The 23,494-nt window shown below is 62.2% G+C and carries 18 protein-coding genes; 13 read left to right on the top strand and 5 right to left on the bottom strand.

Annotation, left to right across the window (positions count from 1 at the left end; translation table 11 throughout):
* Positions 1–99 precede the first annotated feature (99 nt).
* Positions 100–4,128: a DNA-directed RNA polymerase subunit beta gene (rpoB, locus tag C7I36_RS10140; protein ID WP_106453609.1), complete on the top strand. Its 4,029-nt coding sequence runs from the start codon at positions 100–102 to the stop codon at positions 4,126–4,128.
* 87 nt (positions 4,129–4,215) lie between these two features.
* Positions 4,216–8,427 carry a DNA-directed RNA polymerase subunit beta' gene (gene rpoC, locus C7I36_RS10135; protein WP_106453608.1) on the top strand — a complete coding sequence of 1,404 codons (4,212 nt, stop codon included), beginning with the start codon at positions 4,216–4,218 and terminating at the stop codon, positions 8,425–8,427.
* 63 nt (positions 8,428–8,490) lie between these two features.
* Here the strand turns inward: rpoC and C7I36_RS10130 are convergent, their stop codons facing one another.
* Positions 8,491–9,243, bottom strand: coding sequence for an enoyl-CoA hydratase-related protein (locus C7I36_RS10130; protein ID WP_106453607.1), 753 nt, complete (start codon positions 9,241–9,243; stop codon positions 8,491–8,493).
* An 84-nt stretch (positions 9,244–9,327) separates the two neighbouring features.
* Between C7I36_RS10130 and C7I36_RS10125 the strand changes: the two genes are divergently transcribed.
* From C7I36_RS10125 to cysG, 6 genes are all read left to right on the top strand, one after another.
* Complete coding sequence (locus C7I36_RS10125; protein ID WP_106453606.1) at positions 9,328–9,780, top strand: copper chaperone PCu(A)C; 453 nt, start codon at positions 9,328–9,330, stop codon at positions 9,778–9,780.
* A 125-nt stretch (positions 9,781–9,905) separates the two neighbouring features.
* On the top strand, positions 9,906–11,705 hold the full coding sequence (locus C7I36_RS10120; RefSeq protein WP_106453605.1) for an assimilatory sulfite reductase (NADPH) flavoprotein subunit: 1,800 nt from the start codon (positions 9,906–9,908) through the stop codon (positions 11,703–11,705).
* Positions 11,695–13,398: an assimilatory sulfite reductase (NADPH) hemoprotein subunit gene (gene cysI / locus C7I36_RS10115; RefSeq protein WP_245880089.1), complete on the top strand. Its 1,704-nt coding sequence runs from the start codon at positions 11,695–11,697 to the stop codon at positions 13,396–13,398. Before C7I36_RS10120 ends, cysI begins: the two co-directional genes overlap by 11 nt.
* Complete coding sequence (locus C7I36_RS10110; RefSeq protein ID WP_106453603.1) at positions 13,388–14,155, top strand: phosphoadenylyl-sulfate reductase; 768 nt, start codon at positions 13,388–13,390, stop codon at positions 14,153–14,155. The genes cysI and C7I36_RS10110 overlap by 11 nt, the downstream gene beginning before the upstream one ends.
* Before the next feature lie 27 nt (positions 14,156–14,182).
* Positions 14,183–14,584: a CBS domain-containing protein gene (locus tag C7I36_RS10105; RefSeq protein WP_106453602.1), complete on the top strand. Its 402-nt coding sequence runs from the start codon at positions 14,183–14,185 to the stop codon at positions 14,582–14,584.
* A 92-nt stretch (positions 14,585–14,676) separates the two neighbouring features.
* Positions 14,677–16,077 (top strand): siroheme synthase CysG, encoded by a 1,401-nt coding sequence (cysG, locus tag C7I36_RS10100; RefSeq protein WP_106453601.1) that lies wholly within the window; start codon positions 14,677–14,679, stop codon positions 16,075–16,077.
* On the opposite strand, the gene C7I36_RS10095 is transcribed toward cysG, so the two are convergent.
* From C7I36_RS10095 to ppa, 3 genes are all read right to left on the bottom strand, one after another.
* Positions 16,074–16,886: a TIGR03899 family protein gene (locus tag C7I36_RS10095; protein WP_106453600.1), complete on the bottom strand. Its 813-nt coding sequence runs from the start codon at positions 16,884–16,886 to the stop codon at positions 16,074–16,076. The two genes, cysG and C7I36_RS10095, sit on opposite strands and share 4 nt — an antisense overlap.
* Before the next feature lie 203 nt (positions 16,887–17,089).
* The gene (locus C7I36_RS10090; protein WP_106453599.1) at positions 17,090–17,635 is read right to left on the bottom strand and encodes a YtfJ family protein; all 546 of its coding nucleotides are present in this window, start codon (positions 17,633–17,635) and stop codon (positions 17,090–17,092) included.
* A gap of 125 nt (positions 17,636–17,760) precedes the next feature.
* A complete protein-coding gene (ppa, locus tag C7I36_RS10085) occupies positions 17,761–18,291 on the bottom strand; it encodes an inorganic diphosphatase (RefSeq protein WP_106453598.1) in 531 nt (176 codons plus the stop codon).
* 195 nt (positions 18,292–18,486) lie between these two features.
* Between ppa and mpl the strand changes: the two genes are divergently transcribed.
* From mpl to C7I36_RS10060, 5 genes are all read left to right on the top strand, one after another.
* On the top strand, positions 18,487–19,845 hold the full coding sequence (gene mpl / locus C7I36_RS10080; protein ID WP_106453597.1) for a UDP-N-acetylmuramate:L-alanyl-gamma-D-glutamyl-meso-diaminopimelate ligase: 1,359 nt from the start codon (positions 18,487–18,489) through the stop codon (positions 19,843–19,845).
* Positions 19,838–20,470, top strand: coding sequence for a flavin prenyltransferase UbiX (locus tag C7I36_RS10075; protein WP_106453596.1), 633 nt, complete (start codon positions 19,838–19,840; stop codon positions 20,468–20,470). The genes mpl and C7I36_RS10075 overlap by 8 nt, the downstream gene beginning before the upstream one ends.
* A gap of 82 nt (positions 20,471–20,552) precedes the next feature.
* Positions 20,553–21,083 carry a hypoxanthine phosphoribosyltransferase gene (hpt, locus tag C7I36_RS10070; RefSeq protein WP_106453595.1) on the top strand — a complete coding sequence of 177 codons (531 nt, stop codon included), beginning with the start codon at positions 20,553–20,555 and terminating at the stop codon, positions 21,081–21,083.
* Between the two features lie 86 nt (positions 21,084–21,169).
* The gene (locus C7I36_RS10065) at positions 21,170–22,090 is read left to right on the top strand and encodes an ABC transporter ATP-binding protein (protein WP_106453594.1); all 921 of its coding nucleotides are present in this window, start codon (positions 21,170–21,172) and stop codon (positions 22,088–22,090) included.
* Complete coding sequence (locus tag C7I36_RS10060; RefSeq protein ID WP_106453593.1) at positions 22,087–22,860, top strand: ABC transporter permease; 774 nt, start codon at positions 22,087–22,089, stop codon at positions 22,858–22,860. Before C7I36_RS10065 ends, C7I36_RS10060 begins: the two co-directional genes overlap by 4 nt.
* Before the next feature lie 177 nt (positions 22,861–23,037).
* Here the strand turns inward: C7I36_RS10060 and panD are convergent, their stop codons facing one another.
* Complete coding sequence (gene panD / locus C7I36_RS10055; protein ID WP_425445044.1) at positions 23,038–23,424, bottom strand: aspartate 1-decarboxylase; 387 nt, start codon at positions 23,422–23,424, stop codon at positions 23,038–23,040.
* Between the last annotated feature and the right edge of the window lie 70 nt (positions 23,425–23,494).

Raw genomic sequence — 23,494 nt, 5'->3', positions numbered from 1 at the left:
ATCGGGTGTTGTCGAGAGACCCGATCAGAATAAAACGGTGTTTTTAGAGCTGTCCCATTTGGGCAGAGTGGGTCACTTATCAGCGAGCTGAGGAACCCTATGGTTTACTCTTACACAGAGAAAAAACGCATTCGTAAGGACTTCGGTAAGCGTGACCAGGTCTTGGACACGCCTTACCTGCTGTCAATCCAGCTTGACTCCTTCAAACAGTTTATTGAAGCAGATCCTCAAGGCGAGTACGGTCTGGAAGCGGCTTTCCGCAGCGTTTTCCCTATCACTAGCTATTCAGGCACCGCCGAGCTGCAATATGTCAGCTATCGTCTGGGTGAGCCCGTGTTTGACGTGCAGGAATGTCAAATCCGTGGCGTGACCTACTCGGCGCCGCTGCGCGTCAAGTTGCGGATGGTCCTGTACGACAGAGAAGCCGCCGCCGGCACTGTCAAGGACATCAAGGAGCAAGAAGTCTACATGGGCGAAATCCCGCTCATGACTGAGAACGGTACCTTCGTGATCAACGGTACCGAGCGGGTAATCGTCTCCCAGCTGCACCGCAGCCCGGGTGTGTTTTTCGATCACGATCGCGGCAAGACCCACTCCTCCGGCAAGGTCTTGTACAACGCCCGCGTGATCCCTTACCGTGGTTCCTGGCTCGATTTCGAGTTCGATCCCAAAGACAACCTGTTCGTGCGCATCGATCGCCGCCGCAAACTGCCGGCGTCCATTATCCTGCGTGCGCTCGACTTCACCACCGAAGACATCCTGGCCACCTTCTTCGATACCACCAGGTTCGAAGTGGTCGACGGCAAGCTGATGATGGAGCTCAAGCCCGAGCGCCTGCGTGGTGAAACCGCCTCCTTCGATATCATGATCGACGGCGAGACCGTGGTCGAGACCGGCCGGCGCATTACCGCCCGCCATATCCGCCAGCTGGAAAAGGCCGGTGTCGAGCAGATCGAAGTGCCGGTGGAATACGCTGTCGGCAAGGTCTCCGCCAAGGATTACATCAACGCCGATACCGGTGAAGTGATCGTCGCCGCCAACAGCGAACTGAGCCTGGAAGCCATGGCCAACCTGTCTGTGGCCGGCTTCAAACAGTTCGAGACCCTGTTCACCAACGAACTGGATCACGGCGCCTACATGTCCGAGACCCTGCGTATCGATTCCGCCTCCAGCCGCCTCGAGGCGCTGGTGGAAATCTACCGCATGATGCGTCCGGGCGAGCCGCCCACCCGCGAAGCGGCCGAGACCCTGTTCGAGAACCTGTTCTTCTCCGAAGACCGTTACGACCTGTCCACCGTCGGCCGGATGAAGTTCAACCGTCGCCTGGGCCGCGAAGAACTGAATGGTCCCGGTACCCTGACCAAGTCCGACATCGTCGACGTGATGAAACAGCTGATTGCGATTCGTAACGGCAACGACGAAGTGGACGATATCGATCACCTGGGCAACCGCCGGATCCGTTCCGTGGGCGAAATGGCCGAAAACCAGTTCCGTGTGGGCCTGGTTCGCGTCGAGCGCGCGGTGAAGGAGCGCCTGTCCCTGGGCGACCTGGATACCCTGATGCCCCAGGACCTGATCAACGCCAAGCCGATCAGCGCCGCGGTGAAGGAATTCTTCGGTTCCAGCCAGCTGTCCCAGTTTATGGACCAGAACAACCCGCTGTCGGAAGTGACCCACAAGCGCCGTATTTCGGCCCTGGGCCCGGGCGGTCTGACCCGTGAACGCGCCGGCTTCGAGGTGCGCGACGTACACCCGACCCACTATGGTCGTCTGTGCCCCATCGAGACCCCCGAAGGTCCGAACATCGGCCTGATCAACTCCCTGGCCTGCTATTCCCGCACCAACGAGTATGGCTTCCTCGAGACTCCGTACCGCCGGGTAGTGGATGGCAAGATCACCGACGAGGTGGATTACCTGTCCGCCATCGAAGAAGGCCACTTTGTTATCGCCCAGGCCAACGCCGCCACCGATGAGGAAGGCCGCCTGCTGGACGAGCTGGTGCCGTCCCGTCACAAGGGCGAAGCGACCTACATGAATGCCGATCAGGTCCAGTACATGGACGTGAGCCCGCAGCAGATCGTGTCTGTGGCCGCCTCGCTGATCCCCTTCCTGGAGCACGATGACGCCAACCGGGCCCTGATGGGCTCGAACATGCAGCGTCAGGCGGTGCCGACCCTGAAGGCGGACAAGCCGCTGGTGGGAACCGGTATCGAGCGTGCCGTGGCGGTGGACTCCGGCGTAACCGTGGTGGCCAAGCGTGGCGGTGTGGTCGACTATGTCGACGCGTCCCGCATCGTGGTCAAGGTCAATGAGGAAGAGATGTTGCCGGGCGAAGCCGGTATCGACATCTACAACCTGACCAAGTACACCCGGTCCAACCAGAACACCTGCATCAACCAGCGTCCCTGCGTGATGCCGGGCGAGCTGGTGCTGGGCGGCGACGTACTGGCCGACGGCCCCTCCACCGATCTGGGTGAACTGGCCCTGGGCCAGAACCTGCGCGTGGCCTTCATGCCCTGGAACGGTTACAACTTCGAAGACTCCATCCTGCTCAGCGAGCGGGTGGTGATGGAAGATCGCCTGACCACCATCCACATCCAGGAACTGTCCTGTATCTCCCGTGACACCAAACTGGGTCCGGAAGAGATCACCGCCGACATTCCCAACGTGGGTGAAGCTGCCCTTAGCAAGCTGGACGAGTCCGGTATTGTTTACGTGGGTGCCGAAGTGAAGCCCGGCGACATTCTGGTGGGCAAGGTAACCCCGAAAGGTGAAACCCAGCTGACGCCGGAAGAGAAACTGCTGCGCGCCATCTTCGGCGAGAAGGCCTCCGACGTGAAGGACTCCTCCCTGCGGGTGCCGAACTCAGTATACGGCACCGTTATCGACGTGCAGGTCTTCACCCGCGATGGTGTGGAGAAGGACAAGCGCGCCCAGGACATCGAGCAGATGCAGCTCAAGCAGGCCAAGAAAGACCTGACCGAAGAGTTCAGCATCCTCGAGGACGGCATCTTCGCCCGCGCCCGCTCCGTGCTGATCGCCGCCGGCATGAGTGCCGACAAGGTCGAGAAGCTGGCCAATGCCAGGCTGCTTGAGCAGGCCCTGGACGACGAAGGCAAGCAGATTGAGCTGGAGCAGATCGCCGAGCAGTACGCCGAGCTGAAGGCCGACTTCGACAAGAAGTTCGAGAACAAGCGTCGCAAGATCACCCAGGGCGACGATCTGGCCCCGGGCGTGCTGAAGATCGTCAAGGTGTACCTGGCGGTCAAGCGTCGCATCCAGCCCGGTGACAAGATGGCCGGTCGTCACGGTAACAAGGGTGTTATCTCCACCATAGTGCCGATTGAAGACATGCCTCACGACGAATACGGCACCCCGGTCGACATCGTGCTGAACCCGCTGGGCGTACCCTCGCGGATGAACATCGGTCAGATCCTCGAAACCCATATGGGCCTGGCGGCCAAGGGCATCGGCGAGAAGATCGATCGCATGATCAAGGAGCAGCAGGAGCTGGCCCGGCTGCGCGACTTCATTCAGGAAGTCTACAATCTGGGTGAAGGCGCCCGCCAGAAAGTGGATCTGTCCACCTTCTCCGACGCCGAAGTTCGGGTGCTGGCCGAGAACCTGCGCAAGGGCATGCCGATCGCCACCCCGGCCTTCGACGGTGCCCGCGAGCACGAAATCAAGCGCCTGCTGAAACTGGCGGATCTGCCCGAGTCCGGCCAGATCACCCTGTATGACGGCCGTACCGGCAATGCTTTCGAGCGTCCGGTCACCGTGGGCTATATGTACATGCTGAAGTTGAACCACCTGGTGGACGACAAGATGCACGCCCGTTCTACCGGCTCCTACAGTCTGGTCACCCAGCAGCCCCTGGGCGGTAAGGCCCAGTTCGGCGGTCAGCGTTTCGGGGAGATGGAAGTGTGGGCGCTGGAAGCCTACGGCGCCGCCTATACCCTGCAGGAAATGCTCACCGTCAAGTCGGACGATGTGAACGGCCGTACCAAGATGTACAAGAACATCGTGGACGGCGATCACCGCATGGAGCCGGGCATGCCCGAGTCCTTCAACGTACTGTTGAAGGAAATCCGCTCCCTCGGTATCAACATCGAGCTGGAAGAAAGTTAAGGCACCAGGCTGCCTCGGAAATAATGGCGCCCCTTCATTCTTCGGAAGGGCGGGGCGCCCAGGTAGAACTCCTCACAGGAGACTAACGTGAAAGACTTGCTTAAGTTTTTGAAAGCGCAGAGTAAGACTGAAGAGTTTGACGGTATCAAAATCGGTCTGGCCTCGCCGGACATGATCCGCTCTTGGTCCTATGGCGAAGTCAAAAAGCCTGAGACCATCAACTACCGTACCTTCAAGCCGGAGCGTGACGGCCTTTTCTGCGCCCGGATTTTCGGTCCGGTCAAGGACTATGAGTGCCTGTGCGGCAAGTACAAGCGCCTCAAGCACCGTGGCGTGATCTGTGAAAAATGCGGCGTGGAAGTGACCCAGACCAAGGTGCGTCGCGAGCGCATGGGCCACATCGAGCTGGCCAGCCCGGTTGCCCACATCTGGTTCCTGAAGTCCCTGCCGAGCCGCATTGGCCTGCTGCTGGACATGACCCTGCGCGATATCGAGCGGGTACTGTATTTCGAATCCTACGTGGTGATCGAACCGGGCATGACCAACCTGGAGCGTAGCCAGATGCTGTCCGAAGAACAGTACCTGGACGCCCTGGAAGAGTGGGGTGACGAGTTCGACGCCAAGATGGGCGCCGAGGCCGTGCTGGCCCTGCTGCGCGCCATCGACCTGGAAGGCGAGATCAACACCATGCGCGAGGAGCTGGATCAGACCAACTCCGAAACCAAGCGCAAGAAGATCACCAAGCGTCTGAAACTGATGGAAGCCTTCCATTTCTCCGGCAACAAGCCCGAGTGGATGGTGATGACGGTGCTGCCGGTGCTGCCGCCGGACCTGCGTCCGCTGGTGCCCCTGGACGGTGGCCGCTTCGCGACCTCGGATCTGAACGATCTGTATCGTCGGGTGATCAACCGCAACAACCGTCTGAAGCGCCTGCTGGATCTGGCCGCGCCCGACATTATCGTGCGCAACGAAAAGCGGATGCTGCAGGAGTCCGTCGACGCCCTGCTGGACAACGGCCGTCGTGGCCGTGCCATCACCGGTTCCAACAAGCGCCCGCTGAAGTCCCTGGCCGACATGATCAAGGGGAAACAGGGTCGTTTCCGTCAGAACCTGCTGGGCAAGCGGGTCGACTACTCCGGCCGTTCCGTGATCACCGTGGGCCCGACCCTGCGCCTGCACCAGTGCGGCCTGCCCAAGAAGATGGCGCTGGAGCTGTTCAAGCCCTTCATCTATGGCAAGCTGGAGTCCCGCGGCCTGGCCACCACCATCAAGGCGGCCAAGAAAATGGTCGAGCGCGAGGAAGCCGTGGTCTGGGATATTCTGGACGACGTCATCCGCGAGCACCCGGTACTGCTGAACCGGGCGCCGACCCTGCACCGTCTGGGTATCCAGGCGTTCGAGCCGGTGCTGATCGAAGGCAAGGCCATCCAGCTGCACCCCCTGGTGTGTGCGGCCTACAACGCCGACTTCGACGGTGACCAGATGGCGGTGCACGTGCCGCTGACCCTGGAAGCCCAGCTCGAAGCCCGCGCGCTGATGATGTCCACCAACAACATCCTGTCTCCCGCCAACGGCGAGCCGATCATCGTCCCGTCCCAGGACGTGGTACTGGGTCTGTACTACATGACCCGGGAAAAGATCAATGGCAAGGGCGAGGGCATGCTGCTGACCAGCGCCAAGGAAGCCGAAAAGGTGTACCGTGCCGGCCATGCCGAGCTGCACGCCCGGGTCAAGGTGCGTATCACCGACTTCGAAAAGATGGAAGACGGCAGCGTGGTGGAGAAAACCGCTATCCGTGACACCACCATCGGCCGTGCCATCCTGTCCCTGATCGTGCCCAAGGGTCTGCCCTTCAGCATGATCGACCAGGCCATGGGCAAGAAACAGATCTCCCGGCTGCTGAACGGCTGCTACCGCCGCCTGGGCCTGAAGGACACCGTTATCTTCGCCGACCAACTGATGTACACCGGTTTCCACTACGCCACCCTGTCCGGCGTGTCTGTCGGCATTAACGACATGGTGATTCCGGATGCCAAGAAACACATCATTGAGGAAGCCGAAGCCGAAGTCAGCGAGATCCAGGACCAGTTCCAGTCCGGTCTGGTGACCGCGGGCGAGCGCTACAACAAGGTTATCGACATCTGGGCCAGCGCCAACGAGCGGGTGTCCAAGGCGATGATGGAAAACCTGTCGAAGGACGTGGTGGTCAATCGCGACGGTCAGGAAGAGCTGCAGGATTCCTTCAACAGCATCTTTATGATGGCCGACTCCGGTGCCCGGGGTAGTGCCGCCCAGATCCGTCAGCTCGCCGGTATGCGGGGCCTGATGGCCAAGCCGGACGGTTCCATTATCGAGACGCCGATCATCGCCAACTTCCGTGAAGGTCTGAACGTACTGCAGTACTTCATCTCCACCCACGGTGCCCGTAAGGGTCTGGCCGATACCGCCCTGAAGACCGCCAACTCCGGTTACCTGACCCGCCGTCTGGTGGACGTGGCCCAGGATCTGGTGATCACCACTGACGACTGTGGTACCTACGAAGGTCTGTGGATGACTCCGCTGATCGAAGGCGGTGACGTGGTCGAACCCCTGCGCGAGCGCGTGCTGGGCCGGGTGGTGGCCGAGGACGTGATCAGGCCGGGTAGCGAAGACGAGGTGCTGGTCTCCCGTAATACCCTGCTCGACGAGAAGTGGTGTGACGTGCTGGAAGCCAACTCCGTCGACCGGGTCAAGGTGCGCTCCGTCATCACCTGTGACAACGACCACGGCGTCTGCGCCCACTGCTACGGCCGTGATCTGGCCCGTGGCCACCTGGTCAACCAGGGCGAGGCGGTCGGTGTTATCGCCGCCCAGTCCATCGGCGAGCCCGGTACCCAGCTGACCATGCGGACCTTCCACATCGGTGGTGCGGCGTCGCGGGCGGCGGCCGAGAGCAGTATCCAGGTCAAGAACAGCGGTACCGTCAAGCTGCAGAACGCCAAGTTCGTTACCAACGCCGACGGCAAGACGGTGATCGTGTCCCGTTCTTCCGAACTGACCATCATCGACGAGATGGGTCAGACCCGGGAAAACCACAAGCTGCCCTATGGTGCCCTGCTGGAAAAAGCCGACGGCGAAACCGTGCAGGCCGGCCAGATCGTGGCCAACTGGGATCCGCACACCCACCCCATCGTTACCGAGGTGGCGGGCCGCATCAAGTTCATCGACATGATCGATGGCGTGACCATCAGCCGCCAGACCGACGAACTGACCGGTCTGTCCAGCATAGTGGTGATGGACGTGAACGAGCGTCCCAGCTCCGGTAAGGAACTGCGTCCGACCGTGAAACTGGTGGACGAGTCCGGCAAGGAAGTGTTCATCCCCGGTACCGACCTGGCGGCCCTGTACTTCCTGCCCGGCCGCGCCATCGTCAGCCTGGAAGACGGTGCCCAGCTCAACGTGGGTGACGCCCTGGCGCGTATCCCGCAGGAGTCCGGCGGTACCAAGGACATCACCGGTGGTCTGCCGCGGGTTGCCGACCTGTTCGAAGCCCGCCAGCCGAAAGAGCCGGCCATCCTGGCCGAGGTTTCCGGCACCATCTCCTTCGGGAAAGAGACCAAGGGCAAGCGCCGCCTGGTGATCACCCCGCTGGAAGGGGGCGAGGCCTACGAAGAGATGATCCCGAAATGGCGTCACCTCAACGTGTTCGAGGGCGAAAAGGTCGAGAAGGGCGAAGTCCTGGCCGATGGTCCGGAGTCTCCCCACGATATCCTGCGTCTGCGCGGTATCAGCCCGGTGGCGAACTACATCGTCAACGAGGTGCAGGAGGTGTACCGCCTGCAGGGCGTTAAGATCAACGACAAGCACATCGAGACCATAGTCCGGCAGATGCTGCGTCGTGCCGAGATCATGGACGCCGGCGATTCCGACTTTATCGAAGGCGAACAGGCCGAAGTGGTGCGCATCCGCCAGGCCAACCGAGCCCTGGAAGCCGAAGGCAAGCGCCTGATTGGCTACCGTCATGTGCTGATGGGGATTACCAAGGCGTCTCTGAGCACCGAATCCTTCATTTCGGCGGCGTCCTTCCAGGAGACCACCCGGGTGCTGACCGAGGCGGCGGTGTCCGGCAAGGTCGACGATCTGCGTGGCCTGAAGGAAAACGTGATCGTGGGTCGCCTGGTTCCTGCCGGAACCGGCTTTGCCTACCATCAGGGCCGTCAGTCCCGGCGTCAGCCGGAGCAGCCGGTGCAAATCTCGGCGGACGAAGCCGAGCAGAGCCTGGCCGATCTGCTGAACGCCGCCGGCGGCAACGACGAATAAGCTGTCTCGACTCGCTGATAAGGCAAGGGCTCCCGCAAGGGAGCCCTTTTTTATGTCCGCCGTTCAGCGCTCGCCTATCCGAGCCAGCAGGGCGGCGATACGCGCCCGGGCCTCGTCACCGGCCAGGGCCTGGCGGAATACCTCGATTTCCCGGTCGATGGTGTTGTGCAGTTGCGCCTGCAGCGGGGCCTTGAGCAGCGCCTTGCCGGCCAGCAGGGCGGCGGCGGGTTTGGCCGCCAGCCGGCGCGCCGTCTCCTCCAGCCTTGCCGGCAGCTCGGTGGTGGCCACCAACTGGTTGGCCAGGCCCCAGTCCAGGGCGGTAGCGGCATCAAGGCGGTCGCCCAGCAGCAGCAACTGGCAGGCGCGTACATGGCCCAGACGTCGGGGCAGCAGCAGGCTGGAGGCGAACTCCGGTACCAGCCCCAGGTCGATAAAGGGGAAGGCGAGGCGGGCGTCTTCGGCCAGCAGCACCAGATCCATGTGCAGCAGCAGGGTGGCGCCAATGCCGACCACGTTGCCCTGTACCCCGGCCAGCAGCGGCTTGGGGCAGCTCGCCAGCGCATGCAGCAGCTCGACCACGGGATGCCCGGGGCCGAGTTCGGGGCCCTGGAGAAAATCGGCCAGATCGTTGCCGGCGCAAAAGTCGGGACCTTCGGCAGCAAAGACGACAACCCGGACCTCGGGGTCGCCGATGGCGGCGTGCAGTTGCTCACCAAGCCGACGATAGTGGGCGAGATCCAGGGCATTGCGTTTTTCCGGGCGGTTGAGGCGGATCTGGCGGACTCCGCCGCCATCGTGTCCGAGCACTGTGTTCATCACGACTCCTTATGCGTTATATCATGGTTTGAGCCTTCCCCTTGGGGTAAGCTTTGGACTCTATGCTGCACAAGGAAATCACAGATGAAAAAACTCGGATACTTCTTTGGCCTGGTTTTGTTAAGCGGCGCCGGCTGGGCACAGGTGGGCGTCAGCGAAGGCTATGTCAGGGCCACTCCGCCCATGGGGCCTAACACCGCCGCCTTTATGCGGCTGCAGAACAGCGGCGAGCAGGAACGGGCCCTGGTTGCCGTCCTGTCGCCCCAGGCGGAAAAAGTGGAGCTGCACACCGTGCTGGAGCAGGACGGCGTGATGCAGATGCGGGAGGTGGAACGCATAGCCGTGCCCGCGGGCGAAACGGTCAGCCTGCAACCGGGTGGCCTGCATATCATGCTGCTGGGCGTGAAGCAGCCCTTGGCGGAGGGCGACGAGGTCAGCCTGGAGCTGCGCTGGGACAACGGCGACACCGAACAGCTGACCTTGCCGGTGAAGGATATCCGGCACCAGGCACAAGCGGCCCATGGCCAGCACCATTAAGGACGCGGGCCGGCGAGCCAGGCTCGTTATTACCAGATGATATAAAAAATCATCTTTTATTCTTTATTGTTGTTCGTTGACCTGGCATAAGCTATCCCTTATCTGGAAAAGTGGAAGTCAATGTCATGCTTTTAAAGGAACTCGCGGCGGCCGCCAGCCCGCTCAATGAACAACAAGTCCATAAGCTCACTCAGGTGGCTGCCGAGCTGAGTGCCACCCAGCTGGCCTGGGTCAGCGGTTATTTCTACGGTATCAGCCAGCAGGCCCAGGGTGTGCCGCTGGCTGCAGCCAGCGCCGCCGTCCAGCCGTCCGGCAAGCTGACCATCCTCTATGCCTCCCAGACCGGCAACGCCAAGGGGGTGGCCGAGACGCTCAAGGCCCAGGCCGACGCCGCCGGGGTTGCGGCAGAGCTGTTCAATGTGGCCGATTACAAGGTCAAGCAGCTCAAGAAAGAAACCCATGTGCTGATCGTTACCAGCACCAACGGCGAGGGTGAGCCGCCCGATGATGCCATTGAATTCCACAAACAGCTGAAAACCGGCAAGGTCGGCAAGCTTGAAGGCCTGCACTACGGCATACTGGCGCTGGGGGATTCGTCCTACGAATTCTTCTGCCAGACCGGTAAGGACTTCGACGACTACCTGGCCAAGGCCGGTGCCACCCGTCTGCTGGAGCGCATCGACTGCGACGTGGACTACGAAGGCGCCGCCGAAGGCTGGAGCAAGTCGGCCCTGGGCCTGCTGAAGGACGCCTTGCAAGTGGAGGCCGCCAACCAGGCGCTTCCGGCCGTCGCCACCCAGGGCGTGGCCAGCCTCTACACCAAAAAGCATCCCTTCGCCGCCGAGCTGGTCACCAACCAGAAAATCACCGGCCGGGACTCCGACAAGGATATCCGCCATATCGAGATCTCCCTGGAAGGCTCCGGCCTGACCTATCAGCCCGGTGACGCCCTGGGGGTCTGGTTCAGCAACGACGAGGCCCTGGTGGATGCCCTGCTGGCCCAAGTGGGCGTGGCCGCCGACGCCAAGGTCAAGGTGGACGATGAGTTGCTCTCCATCCGCGAGGCGCTGATCCACCACTATGAGCTGACCCAGGGCTATGCCGGCTTCGTGCAGGCCTATGCCGAACTGTCCGGTGCCAAGAAGCTGCAAAAGCTGGTGGAGGACAAGGCTGCCCTGCGCGAGTACTGCGCCGGCCACCAGATCCTGGACATCGTTCGGGAGAAGAAAACCAAACTCACCGCAGAGCAACTGCAGGGCGTCCTGCGCCGACTGACGCCGCGGCTTTACTCCATCGCCTCCGCCCAGGCCGAGGTGGAGGAAGAAGTGCACCTGACCGTGGGTGTGGTGCGCTACGACAACAAGGGCGAGCCCCGCGCCGGCGGTGCTTCCTCCTTCCTGGCCGACCGGCTGGCCGAGGGCGGCCAGGTGCGGGTGTTCGTGGAGCACAACGACAACTTCCGCCTGCCCGCCGACGACAACACCCCGGTGATCATGGTGGGGCCAGGCACCGGCATCGCCCCCTTCCGCGCCTTTATGCAGGAGCGGGAAGCGCGGGATGCCGAGGGCAAGAACTGGCTGTTCTTCGGCAATCCCCACTTCACCCAGGACTTCCTCTACCAGTTGGAGTGGCAGCGCTACGTCAAGTCCGGCCTGCTGAGCCGGATCTCCCTGGCGTTCAGCCGGGATCAGGCCGACAAGGTGTATGTACAGCACAAGCTCCGGCAGCAGGGTGCCGAGGTCTATGCCTGGCTGGAGCAGGGCGCCCATTTTTACGTCTGCGGCGATGCCAACAAGATGGCCAAGGACGTGCACGAGGCCCTGATCGAGCTGGTGGCCGAGCATGGCAACAAGAGCCGTGAGCAGGCCGAAGAATATGTTGATGCGCTGCGCAGCGCCAAGCGTTACCAAAGGGATGTTTACTAAGATGAGCGAACAAAAACTGTCCGATAACGAACGCCTCAAGGGGCAGAGCAATTTTCTGCGCGGCACCATCACCCAGGATCTGCAGGACGAACTGACCGGCGGCTTCAACGGCGACAACTTCATGCTGATCCGCTTCCACGGCATGTACCAGCAGGACGACCGCGACATCCGCAACGAGCGCACCGCCCAGAAGCTGGAGCCGCTGCACAACGTCATGCTGCGCGCCCGCCTGCCCGGCGGCATCATCACCCCCAAGCAGTGGCTGGTGATCGACAAGTTCGCGGAAGAAAGCACCATGTACGGCAGCATCCGCCTGACCACCCGCCAGACCTTCCAGTTCCACGGGGTGCTCAAGCGCGACATCAAGCACATGCACCAGACCCTGAACAGCACCGGCATCGACTCCATCGCCACCGCCGGCGACGTCAACCGCAACGTGCTGTGCACCAGCAACCCGGTGGAATCCGAGCTGCACCAGGAAGCCTACGACTGGGCCAAAAAGATCTCCGAGCACCTGCTGCCCAAGACCCGGGCCTACCTGGAAGTCTGGCTGGACGGCGAGCGCCTGGACACGCCGGACCAGGAGCCGATCCTGGGTTCCACCTACCTGCCGCGCAAGTTCAAGACCACGGTAGTGATCCCGCCCCAGAACGACGTGGACGTGCACGCCAATGATCTGAACTTCGTGGCCATCGCCGACAACAGCAAGCTGGTGGGCTTCAACGTGCTGGTGGGCGGCGGCCTGGCCATGACCCACGGCGACACCGCCACCTATCCGCGCAAGGCCACCGACTTCGGCTTTATCCCGTTGTCCCACACCCTGGCGGTGGCGGAAGCCGTGGTCACCACCCAGCGTGACATGGGCAACCGGGTCGAGCGCAAGAACGCCAAGACCAAGTACACCCTGGAGCGGGTGGGCGTGGAGGTGTTCAAGGCCGAGGTGGAGAAGCGGGCCGGCATCCAGTTCGCCGAGAGCCGCCCCTATGAATTTACCGGCCGCGGCGACCGTTTCGGCTGGGTGGACGGCATCGACGGCAAGCAGCACCTGACCCTGTTTATCGAGAACGGCCGTATCCTGGACTTCCCCGGCAAGCCGCTCAAGACCGGCCTGCGCGAGATCGCCAAGATACACAAGGGCGACTTCCGCCTGACCGCCAACCAGAACCTGATCATCGCCGGCGTGCCCAAGAAGGACAAGGCCAAGATCGAGAAGCTGGCCCTGGCCCATGGCCTGATCGACGACAGCGTGTCCGAGCAGCGCAAGAACTCCATGGCCTGCGTGGCCCTGCCCACCTGCCCGCTGGCGATGGCCGAGGCCGAGCGTTTCCTGCCGGAGTTCGTCACCGAAATCGAGGGCGTGCTGGCCAAACACGGGGTGACCGACGACAGCATCATCTTCCGGGTCACCGGCTGCCCCAACGGCTGCGGCCGCGCCATGCTGGCCGAAATCGGCCTGGTGGGCAAGGCGCCCGGGCGCTACAACCTGCACCTGGGCGGCAACCGGGAAGGGACCCGCATTCCGCGCATGTACAAGGAAAACATCACCGACCGCCAGATCCTCGAGGATATCGACGCCCTGGTGGGCCGCTGGGCCCAGGAGCGGGAAGCGGGCGAGGGTTTCGGTGACTTTGTGATCCGGGCCGGCATCATAGCGCCGGTGGTGGACTCCGCGAGGGACTTCTATGCCGTATAGCCTGTTGCCCAGCCTGGAAGAGCTGAATGAGCTGTCCCGGGCCGACCAGGCCCAGGCCCTGGCCTCGCTTAACCGCGAGCTGGCGGCCATGAGCGCCCCCGAGCGGGTGCGCTGGGCACTGGAAACCCTGGAAGGAGAGCATGTGCTCTCCTCCAGCTTCGGTATCCAGGCGGCGGTGATGCTGCACCTGGTGACCCGGGAAAAGCCGGATACCCCCGTTATTCTTACCGATACTGGCTATCTTTTTCCCGAAACCTACCGTTTTATCGACGAGCTGACCGATCGGCTTGGCCTCAATCTCAAGGTCTATCGGGCCCGGACTTCTGCCGCCTGGCAGGAGGCCCGCTTCGGCAAGCTGTGGGAGCAGGGGGTGGAGGGCATCAGCCGCTACAACCAGCTTAACAAAGTAGAGCCCATGCAGCGGGCCCTGCGCGAGCTCAAGGCCAGCACCTGGTTTTCCGGCCTGCGCCGCAGCCAGTCCGATACCCGGGAAGGACTGCAGGTGCTCGGGATTCAGAATGGTCTGTTCAAGTTCCTGCCGATCATCGACTGGAGCAACAAAGATGTGCATTATTACCTGAAGGAATTCGACCTTCCCTACCATCCGCTGTGGGAGCAGGGTTATGTCTCGATCGGCGATGTTCACACCACCGTCAGGTGGGAGCCGGGCATGAGCGAGGCGGATACCCGTTTCTTCGGCATGAAGCGGGAATGCGGTCTTCACGAAATACCGGAATCCGACGGCAGCGGTATCTGAGCCTGCGGCTCCGGGCAAGGAGGTTCGATGCAGGTACAGGACATCATGACCCGGCGTATCGCCACCGTTCAGCAGGACGACCGGCTGGCGCTGGTACGCGATATTTTCGACCAGGCGCCCTTTCGACACCTGCTGGTGGTGGATGACGAAGACCGGTTGTGCGGTGTGATTACCCATGCGGACATGTACCGGGCGCTCAGCCCCTACCTGGCCACCGATGCCGAGCTGGAGCGGGATCGGGAAACCCTGCAGCGGCGCGCCCATCAGGTGATGAGCCGCGATCCCGTGACCATTGCCGCCGATGCCAGCCTGGCGGCGGCGGCCAGCCTGATGCTGGAGCGCAACATCAGCTGCCTGCCGGTGGTGGATCGCCAGCAACTGCTTGGGGTGTTGTCCTGGAAGGATCTGCTGTGTGCCCTTATGAAATAACCTAAAGGCATAAAAAATTATTTTTTAGTATTTTGTGGGATAACAATTCCTGTCTATAGTCGGTCTATCTCAGCGAACCAGCGGAACCGGCCATGGAACACCTGCCTCTTTTCATCAGTATCCAACATCGTCCCTGCCTGATTGTCGGCGGTGGTGCCGTGGCGGCCCGCAAGGCCCGCCTGCTGCTGGCACGGGGCGCCCGGCTGACGGTGGTGTCGCCCACCCTGGGCGAGGAGCTGGCCGGCCTGCGTGAACGCTTCGACTGGCGGGCCGAGCCCTTCGCCGAAGCGCACCTGGATGGCATCTTCCTGGTGGTGGCGGCCACCGACAGCGCCGAGGTCAATGCCCGGGTCTATCAGCTTGCCAACCGGCGCGGCATCCTGGTCAACAAGGCTGACGACAGCAAACGTTCGGCGGTTATCTTCCCCTCCATAGTGGAACGCTTTCCCCTGCAAGTCGCCTTCAGCACCGGTGGCTGCGCTCCCTGGCTGGCCCGCTTGTTGCGGGCCCGGCTGGATGCCCTGTTGCCCCGCCACTGGGGCGCCCTGGCCCGGGTGGCGGGTCGTCTGCGCCGGCAGGCACGGCAGGCCTTTGCCAGCCCCGCCGAGCGGCGCCGGTTCTGGGCCCGGGTGCAGGACCAGCCGGCCCTCACCGCCCTGCTGCAGCAACAGGACGAACCCGGGGCCGAGGCCTGGCTGCGGCGGGAAATGCAGCAACCTTCCCGGGGCGAGGTGATACTGGTGGGGGCGGGGCCTGGCGATCCGGATCTGCTTACCGTCAAGGCGCTGAACGAACTGCAGAAGGCCGAGGTAGTGCTGTTCGATCAACTGGTGTCCGAGGAAATACTGGCGCTGATCCGTCCCGAGGCCGAGCGGATCGCCGTGGGCAAGAAGGCGGGCCACCACAGTGTGCCCCAGGAGCAGATCAACCAACTGCTGGTGGAGCAGGCCCTGGCCGGCAAGCGGGTAGTGCGGCTCAAGGGGGGCGATCCCTTTATGTTCGGTCGCGGCGCCGAGGAACTGCAGAGCCTGAAGGCCGCCGGCATCCGTTACCAGGTGGTGCCCGGCATCACCGCCGCCGCCGGCGCCACCGCCTATGCCGGCATTCCCCTGACCCACAGGGACCACGCCCAGAGCGCGGTCTTTATTACCGGCCACTGCAAGCAGGACGGCGAGGAGCCGGACTGGGCCTCCCTGGCCCGGGGGCGGCAGACCCTGGTCATTTACATGGGACTGATGCGTTCGGCACATATCCGGCAGCGGTTGCTGGAACATGGCCTGAGCCCCGATACTCCGGTCGCGCTGATCGAGCGAGGCACCACGGCCCAGCAAAAAGTGGTGCGGGGCGAGTTGCGGGAACTGGCCGAGCTGGCCGGGCAGGTGGCCAGCCCGGCGCTGATGGTGATCGGTTCGGTGGCGTCGTTGGCGGACAGCCTGGCCTGGTTCGGCGGCGCCGTCGAGTCGACCGACGTGATGGCGCGCTGCTGCGGCTAGCCGGCTGTCTGCTCCAGCCGGCCCAGGGGAGACAGTAAATCGGCCAGCTCCCTGAGATAGTCGGCCGGCGCCGGTTCCGTCATCAGGGCGGCAAGCTCGTTGCCGGTAGCGGTGAAGCGGTAATACAGCAGCCGGACCCCCTTGCGGTAGGGGTCCAGCAACAGACGGTGCTGGCCCAGTACCAGCTTCAAGGGCGGCAGTGTCGTCAGTTCCCCCGATTCCAGCTCGGTCTGATGCAGCAGACCAAGCTCAAACAACTGCATCAGGCCGGCATAGGGCAACCGGTATTTCCCCAGGTTGATTTTTTGCTGGCGCAGCCCCTGCAGCAGCGCTTTTTGCCGGTAACCGAAAATGAGCCTCAGGTTATCGTCGCCGAAATGGCAGCCGAGCGCGCTGGCCTTTTGCAGCAGCAGGGCATCTTTTTGGGTCATCTGGGTGAGACAGTTGAGCGCCTGCACCGAGCAGCGCCCCGGCCGGCTGATTTCCTGGCTGAGAATGCTGGCCCAGAACTGCTGCATGGCCGGATGGCGGATATTTTCTGCCAACGCCAGGAAATGGCTCAGCCAGTCCGGATCCGGCTCGCTGCCAACGTCGGTGCCGCACTGCTGACTGGCCAGGCTGACGATGGTTTCTAGGTTCTTTTGCCGGGCAGCGGCTTCCAGCTGCCGGCGCACTTCATAGCGGGTGCCGAAACTCTGGGGCGAGTCACCATGCAGCAGCCCGGCCAGGCCGCGTTGCTCGGCCAGTTGTAACAGCAGTGTCCTGCTGTTTCTGATTTTGTGATCCACTGACAGGGATTTCTGGGCCATCGGTGTCGGCTTTGGTTGTTAACGATGTTTTCGCCATGTTAAAATTCGGCTGCAAGTTTTAAAAGGAGCACCGGATGCAGAAAGGTAGGTCCAGGATGACCTGGTTGCTTCTGTTTGTCGGCTATGTCTCAAGCCTCGGGATCCTGGCCACCATGATAGAGTAACCGGTCACAAAAGATAAGGCCCGTCGAGGGCCTTGTCTGTCAGTTGTTCAGCGCCGTCCTGAGCCGTTGCATCAGGTCCCTGATTTCCGCAGTATCCAGCGCCCCTTCCTTGACGAACATTACCCGGCCCTGACGGTCGAGCGCCACTATGGCGGAGCCATTGGACCTCAGTTGCCAGCTCTGAGCCACCCGGCCCTGTTCATCCAGCACGATCGACGACCAGGGATATTCCCGTTTACTGCTTTCGGCGCTGCTGCGCACTAAGGCGGAGGTGCCGAAGACGGCGTCGTCCAGGTTGATGATGGTCACCGTCTGGTAACGATCCCGGGGCAGTCCGGCGGCCTTGATCGCCTCGATCAGCGGCGCATTCAGCGCCTTGGCGCTGCCGCGCCCGGCGATATGCTGGAGTATCCGTACCTTGCCCGGCAGGGTATCCACGCCCCAACTGCGGGTGGTGAGGCGATCCTGCTCTAGCACCAGTTCGCCCCGGTCGCCGACGCTGACCGGAGGCAAAGGCTGCTCGAGCTGCAGGTTGTGGGCCGAGGCCATAAAGGGCAGGCAGGCCAGCAGCATCCATGTTTTCATCGGTTACTCTCCTTGTGGTTTGAGGTCTGACCTCTCAGCCTAGGGAGTGTTAATTTTTTGTCAAACCCTTACACATAAAAAAAGAGCACCGCAGTGCTCTTTTGGAATCCGGAGGCCGGAGGCGATCAGGCTTTGCTGTAACGCTCGGCGGAGGCCAGGATCTCGGCTTCGGCGGCGGCTTTGTCTTCCCATCCCTCCACTTTCACCCACTTGCCCGCTTCCAGCTCCTTGTAGCGCTCGAAGAAGTGCTTGATCTGGGCCTTGAGCAGCTCGGGCAGGTCGTTCACGTCCTGGATATGGTCGTATTCCTTGGTCAGCTTGCTGTGGGGCACGGCCACGATCTTGGCGTCTTCACCGGATTCATCGGTCATCTTCAGCACGCCCACCGGGCGGCAGCGGATCACCGCGCCGGGCACCAGCGGATGCGGGGTGGGTACCAGCACGTCCACCGGGTCGCCGTCCAGGGACAGGGTCTGGTTCACGTAGCCGTAGTTGCAGGGGTAGAACATGGGGGTGGCCATGAAGCGATCCACGAACACGGCGCCGGTGTCCTTGTCGATCTCGTACTTGATGGGATCGGCGTTCTGCGGGATCTCAATGACTACATAGATATCTTCGGGCAGGCTCTTTCCGGCCGGTACCTGGTTCAGGCTCATGACGTTTCCTTTATATGGTCAGTAACGGAGTTGCGACTCGAGTTTACCACCCTTGCTCCCGGGTATCTGTTATACCAAGGGGTAAGGGCGGGTCGGGGACAACATTATAACCGCTGTCGCAGGGATCACCATACAAGTGCCCAAAGCCGCCGCGGATTGTTAGAATGCGGCCTTCACAGCAGCCAGGGGCAGGTTATGCATATTCATATTCTCGGTATTTGCGGCACTTTCATGGGCGGGCTGGCGGTGCTGGCCCGCCAGCTCGGCTACCAGGTGACCGGCAGCGATGCCAACGTCTATCCACCCATGAGCACCCAGCTCGAGCAGCAGGGCATAGCGCTGATCGAAGGCTATGATCCAGCCCAGCTGGAGCCGGCTCCCGATCTGGTGGTGATCGGCAACGCCATGAGCCGGGGCAACCCCTGCGTGGAAGCCGTGCTGAACCGGCGCATCCCCTATACCTCCGGTCCCCAGTGGCTGCTGGAGCACGTGCTGCAACACCGCTGGGTGCTGGCGGTGGCCGGTACCCACGGCAAGACCACCACTTCCGGCATGCTGGCCTGGATCCTGGAGGATTGCGGCCTCAAGCCCGGCTTTCTGATCGGCGGCGTGCCCGGCAATTTTGAGGTCTCCGCCCGCCTGGGCGAGGCGCCCTTTTTCGTGATCGAGGCGGACGAGTACGACAGCGCTTTCTTCGACAAGCGCTCCAAGTTCGTGCACTACCGGCCCAGCACCCTGATCCTCAACAACCTGGAGTTTGATCACGCGGACATCTTCCCCGATCTGGCGGCGATCCAGCGGCAGTTCCACCACTTGTTGCGGATGGTGCCCGGCCATGGCCGCATCCTGCTGCCGACCCGTACCCCGGTGCTGGAAGCCGTCAAGGACATGGGCTGCTGGAGCGAACTGGAATACGTGGGCGACGACGGCCTCTGGCAGGCCGAGCCCCTGGTCGCCGACGGTAGCCGGTTTACCGTGCTGCTCGAGGGCCGGCCGGTGGGCGAGGTGAGCTGGCCCTGCATGGGCCATCATAACGTGCACAACGGCCTGATGGCCCTGGCCGCCGCCCGCCATGCCGGGGTGCCGGTGGCCGACGGCATCGCCGCCCTGTGCCGCTTCGTGCCGCCCAAACGGCGCATGGAACAAAAGGGCGAGGTGGCCGGCATCCGGGTATGGGACGATTTCGCCCACCATCCCACCGCCATCGCCACCACCCTGGCCGGCCTGTGTGCCCGGAGTGAAGGCCGCCGCGTGCTGGCGGTGCTGGAGCCCCGCTCCAACACCATGAAGATGGGGGTGCATCAACAGGAACTGGCCGATTCCCTGCAACAGGCCAATGCCTCTTATCTGTTTCAGCCGCCGGGGCTGGAGTGGGACCTTAAGGCCGTGGCTGCGAGCTGCCCACAAGGCCGGGTCTTTGACGAGCTTGACAGTCTGATTGCCGCCCTGGTGAGCGAGGCGAAGGCCGGTGACGAAATTCTGGTTATGAGCAACGGTGGCTTTGGCGGTATTCACGGCAAGCTGCTGGCGGCGCTGGAGGCGGCTCATGGCTGAGTATCCGCGTGAGCGGCAGGTCACCCTGGCGCTAAGTGGCGCGTCCGGTGCCCCCTATGCTCTTGCCTTGCTGCAGTGTCTGGTCAAGGCCGGCATCCAGGTGCATTTGCTGGTGTCCGGCGCCGCCCGGGTGGTGCTGGCCACCGAGCAGGGGGAGCAATGGCCGGGCAAGCCGGAAGCGCTGGCCGCCTGGCTGGCCGAGCGGTTTGGTGCCGACCCCGGTCAGATACGGGCCTATGGCAAGGAGGAATGGTTCTCGCCGGTGGCCTCGGGCTCGGGGGCGCCCAAGCGCATGGTGATTTGCCCCTGCTCCATGGGCACGGTAGCGGCCATTGCCAGCGGTGCTTCCGACAACCTCATCGAGCGGGCCGCCGACGTGGTAATCAAGGAGAAGGGGCAGTTGATCCTGGTGCCCCGGGAGTCGCCCTTGTCGGAGATCCATCTGGAGAATCTGCTGAAACTGGCGCGCATGGGGGTCACCATCATGCCGGCGGCGCCGGGTTTTTATCATCAGCCCCAATCCATCGCGGATCTGGTCGACTTTATGGTGGCGCGGATCCTGGATCACCTGGGGCTGGATCAGGCCCTGGTGCAACGCTGGGGCTATGGCGGACCAGAAAGCTGACCCGGAATGCAGATTTCTGCGAATTCCGCTAAAATACCGCTTTAACAACAGCCGGGTTTTTGGACCCGAACGGAGCGAAAACATGAAGCATCGAGTGGATGTCCTGATCAGCACCGAAGAGGTGGACGCCAGGATCCGGGCCCTGGGCGAGCAGATCAACGCCCACTTCGCGGGCGTTGACGAACTGGTGATGGTCGGGTTGTTGCGCGGCTCCTGCGTGTTTATGGCCGATTTGTGCCGCCGGATAGCGCTGCCGGTGCGGCTCGACTTTATGACCGCCTCCAGCTACGGCAACAGCATGGACAGTAACCGGGATGTGCGTATCCTCAAAGATCTGGACGACGAGATCCACGGCAAGCATGTGCTGATCGTCGAGGACATCATCGATACCGGCTACACCCTGAGCAAGGTGAAGGAGATCCTGTCCTTGCGCGCCCCGGCGTCGCTCAGCATCTGCACCCTGCTCGACAAGCCCGAGCGGCGCGAGGCCCAGGTGCCGGTGGACTGGGTCGGCTTTACCATCCCCGACGAGTTCGTGGTAGGCTACGGCATCGACTATGCCCAGCGTTACCGCAACCTGCCCTATATCGGCAAGGTGGTGCCGCTGGAGTAATCCCCGGCAGTCGACTTCCCGATAACAAGAAATCCCTCATATGCCTGGTCCTTGTCCAGGCATATGTTTTTGAACCGGAGCCAAGCATGACCAAAGCACTGGAGATCGAGGGCCTGCGCAAAACCTACGCCGGCGGCGTGGAGGCGCTCAGGGGCATCGATCTGACCGTGGAGCAGGGCGACTTCTATGCCCTGCTCGGGCCCAACGGGGCCGGAAAATCCACCACCATCGGCATCATTTCCTCCCTGGTCAACAAGAGCGGGGGCAAGGTGAAGGTGTTCGGTTACGATCTCGACAGCCAGCTGGAGCTGGCCAAGTCCCAGATTGGCCTGGTGCCCCAGGAGTTCAACTTCAACCAGTTTGAAAAAGTGCGCCAGATTGTGGTCAATCAGGCCGGCCTGTACGGGGTGGAGCGCAAGGAAGCCCTGATCCGGGCCGAGCGTTACCTCAAGCAGCTGGATCTGTGGGAAAAGCGGGATCTGCCGGCGCGCACCCTGTCCGGCGGCATGAAGCGCCGGCTGATGATCGCCCGCGCCCTGATGCACCAGCCCCGCCTGCTGATCCTGGACGAGCCCACCGCCGGGGTGGATATCGAAATTCGCCGGGCCATGTGGGATTTTCTCAAGGAAATCAACGGTGAGGGCATCACCATCATCCTCACTACCCACTATCTGGAAGAGGCGGAGATGCTGTGCCGCCATATCGGCATCATCGACAAGGGCCGGCTGGTGGAAAACACCACCATGAAGGGGCTGCTCGGCAAGCTCAACGTGGAAACCTTTATCCTGGATCTGGCTCCCGACTGCCGGGAGCCCTTCCTGTCCGGCTTCAACTGGCAACTGCTGGACGATCACACCCTTGAGGTGGAGGTGAAGAAGGAGCAGGGGCTCAACGGCGTGTTCGGCCAGCTCAACGAGCAGGGCATCCGGGTGCTGAGCATGCGCAACAAGGCCAACCGGCTGGAGGAATTGTTCGTGACACTGGTGGAGCAGGGGAGGAAAGCATGAACGCCAGGCAGTATTACATCGCCTTTCGCAGCATCTTGCACAAAGAAATAGTGCGTTTCACCCGTATCTGGGTACAGACACTGGTGCCGCCCGCCATCACCATGACCCTCTATTTCGTGATTTTCGGCAGCCTGATCGGCAGCCGTATCGGCGAAATGGGCGGCTATTCCTACATGGCCTTTATCGTGCCTGGCCTTATCATGATGTCGGTGATCACCAACTCCTACTCCAACGTGGCCTCGTCGTTTTTCAGCGCCAAGTTCCAGCGCAACGTGGAAGAGCTGCTGGTAGCGCCGGTGCCGACCTATGTGATCATCGCCGGCTACGTGGGCGGCGGCGTGGTGCGGGGACTGGCGGTGGGGTTAATCGTCAGCCTGGTGTCGCTGTTTTTCGTGGACTTGCAGGTGAGTCACCTGTTCAGCATTGTCTTCACCGTCTTTCTGACCGCAGTGCTGTTTTCCCTGGCGGGCCTGCTTAATGCGATTTTTGCCCGCAGTTTTGACGATATCAGCATTATCCCCACCTTCGTGCTGACGCCGCTGACCTACCTGGGCGGGGTTTTCTACTCCATCGAGCTGCTGCCCGGCTTCTGGCAGGGGCTGTCCCAGGCCAACCCGGTGCTGTACATGGTGAACGCCTTCCGCTACGGCTTCCTCGGCATCAGCGACGTGCCTCTGACCCTGGCCTACGGCATCATCCTCGGCTTTATCGCCCTGTTCTACGGCGCGGCCTGGTACCTGATCCGGACCGGACGGGGATTGCGGCACTGAGTCCAAAAGCAGCCGGTTGGCTGCCTTTCCACTGGTTGCCAATGCCGTTTGTTATAACCACAGGTGTCGGGCAAAGGAAGCCCAATCCCTTTCACCGTGAACCATGATGCTTCAGTTTGAAGAAAAAGGCAGCCAATCGGCTGCCTTTTGTCTTGAACTGAAAGGGAAAACCCGCGATCAGGCCAGCTGCAGGGGGATGTCCTTGCTGGTGCGCACTATGTTGTTGTGGGCATCCAGGTACACCAGGCTGGGCTTGTAGCCGGCGATCTGCTGCTCGGTCATGGGCGCGTAGGCGCAGATGATGATGCGATCGCCCACCGCGGCCTTGCGGGCGGCGGCGCCGTTCAGGGAGATCATCTTGGAGCCGCGCTCGCCGGAAATGGCGTAGGTGTGGAAGCGCTCGCCGTTCTCGATGTTGTAGATGTCGATCTGCTCGTACTCGCGGATATTGACCGCGTCCAGCAGATCCTGATCGATGGCGCAGGAGCCTTCGTAGTTGAGCTCGGCGTGGGTGACCCGGGCCTGGTGCAGCTTGCCCCTGAGCATGATGCGTTGCATATCCATGTTTAGCTTGTCTCCGTCAATTACCGCCCTGAGGGCTTATGGTTTTGCGACAGTGCCCGGAGGGGGGAGC

Source organism: Zobellella taiwanensis, from assembly GCF_003012795.1.
Taxonomy (GTDB): Bacteria; Pseudomonadota; Gammaproteobacteria; order Enterobacterales; family Aeromonadaceae; genus Oceanimonas; species Oceanimonas taiwanensis.
This window is presented reverse-complemented; position numbering and strand designations above follow the sequence as displayed.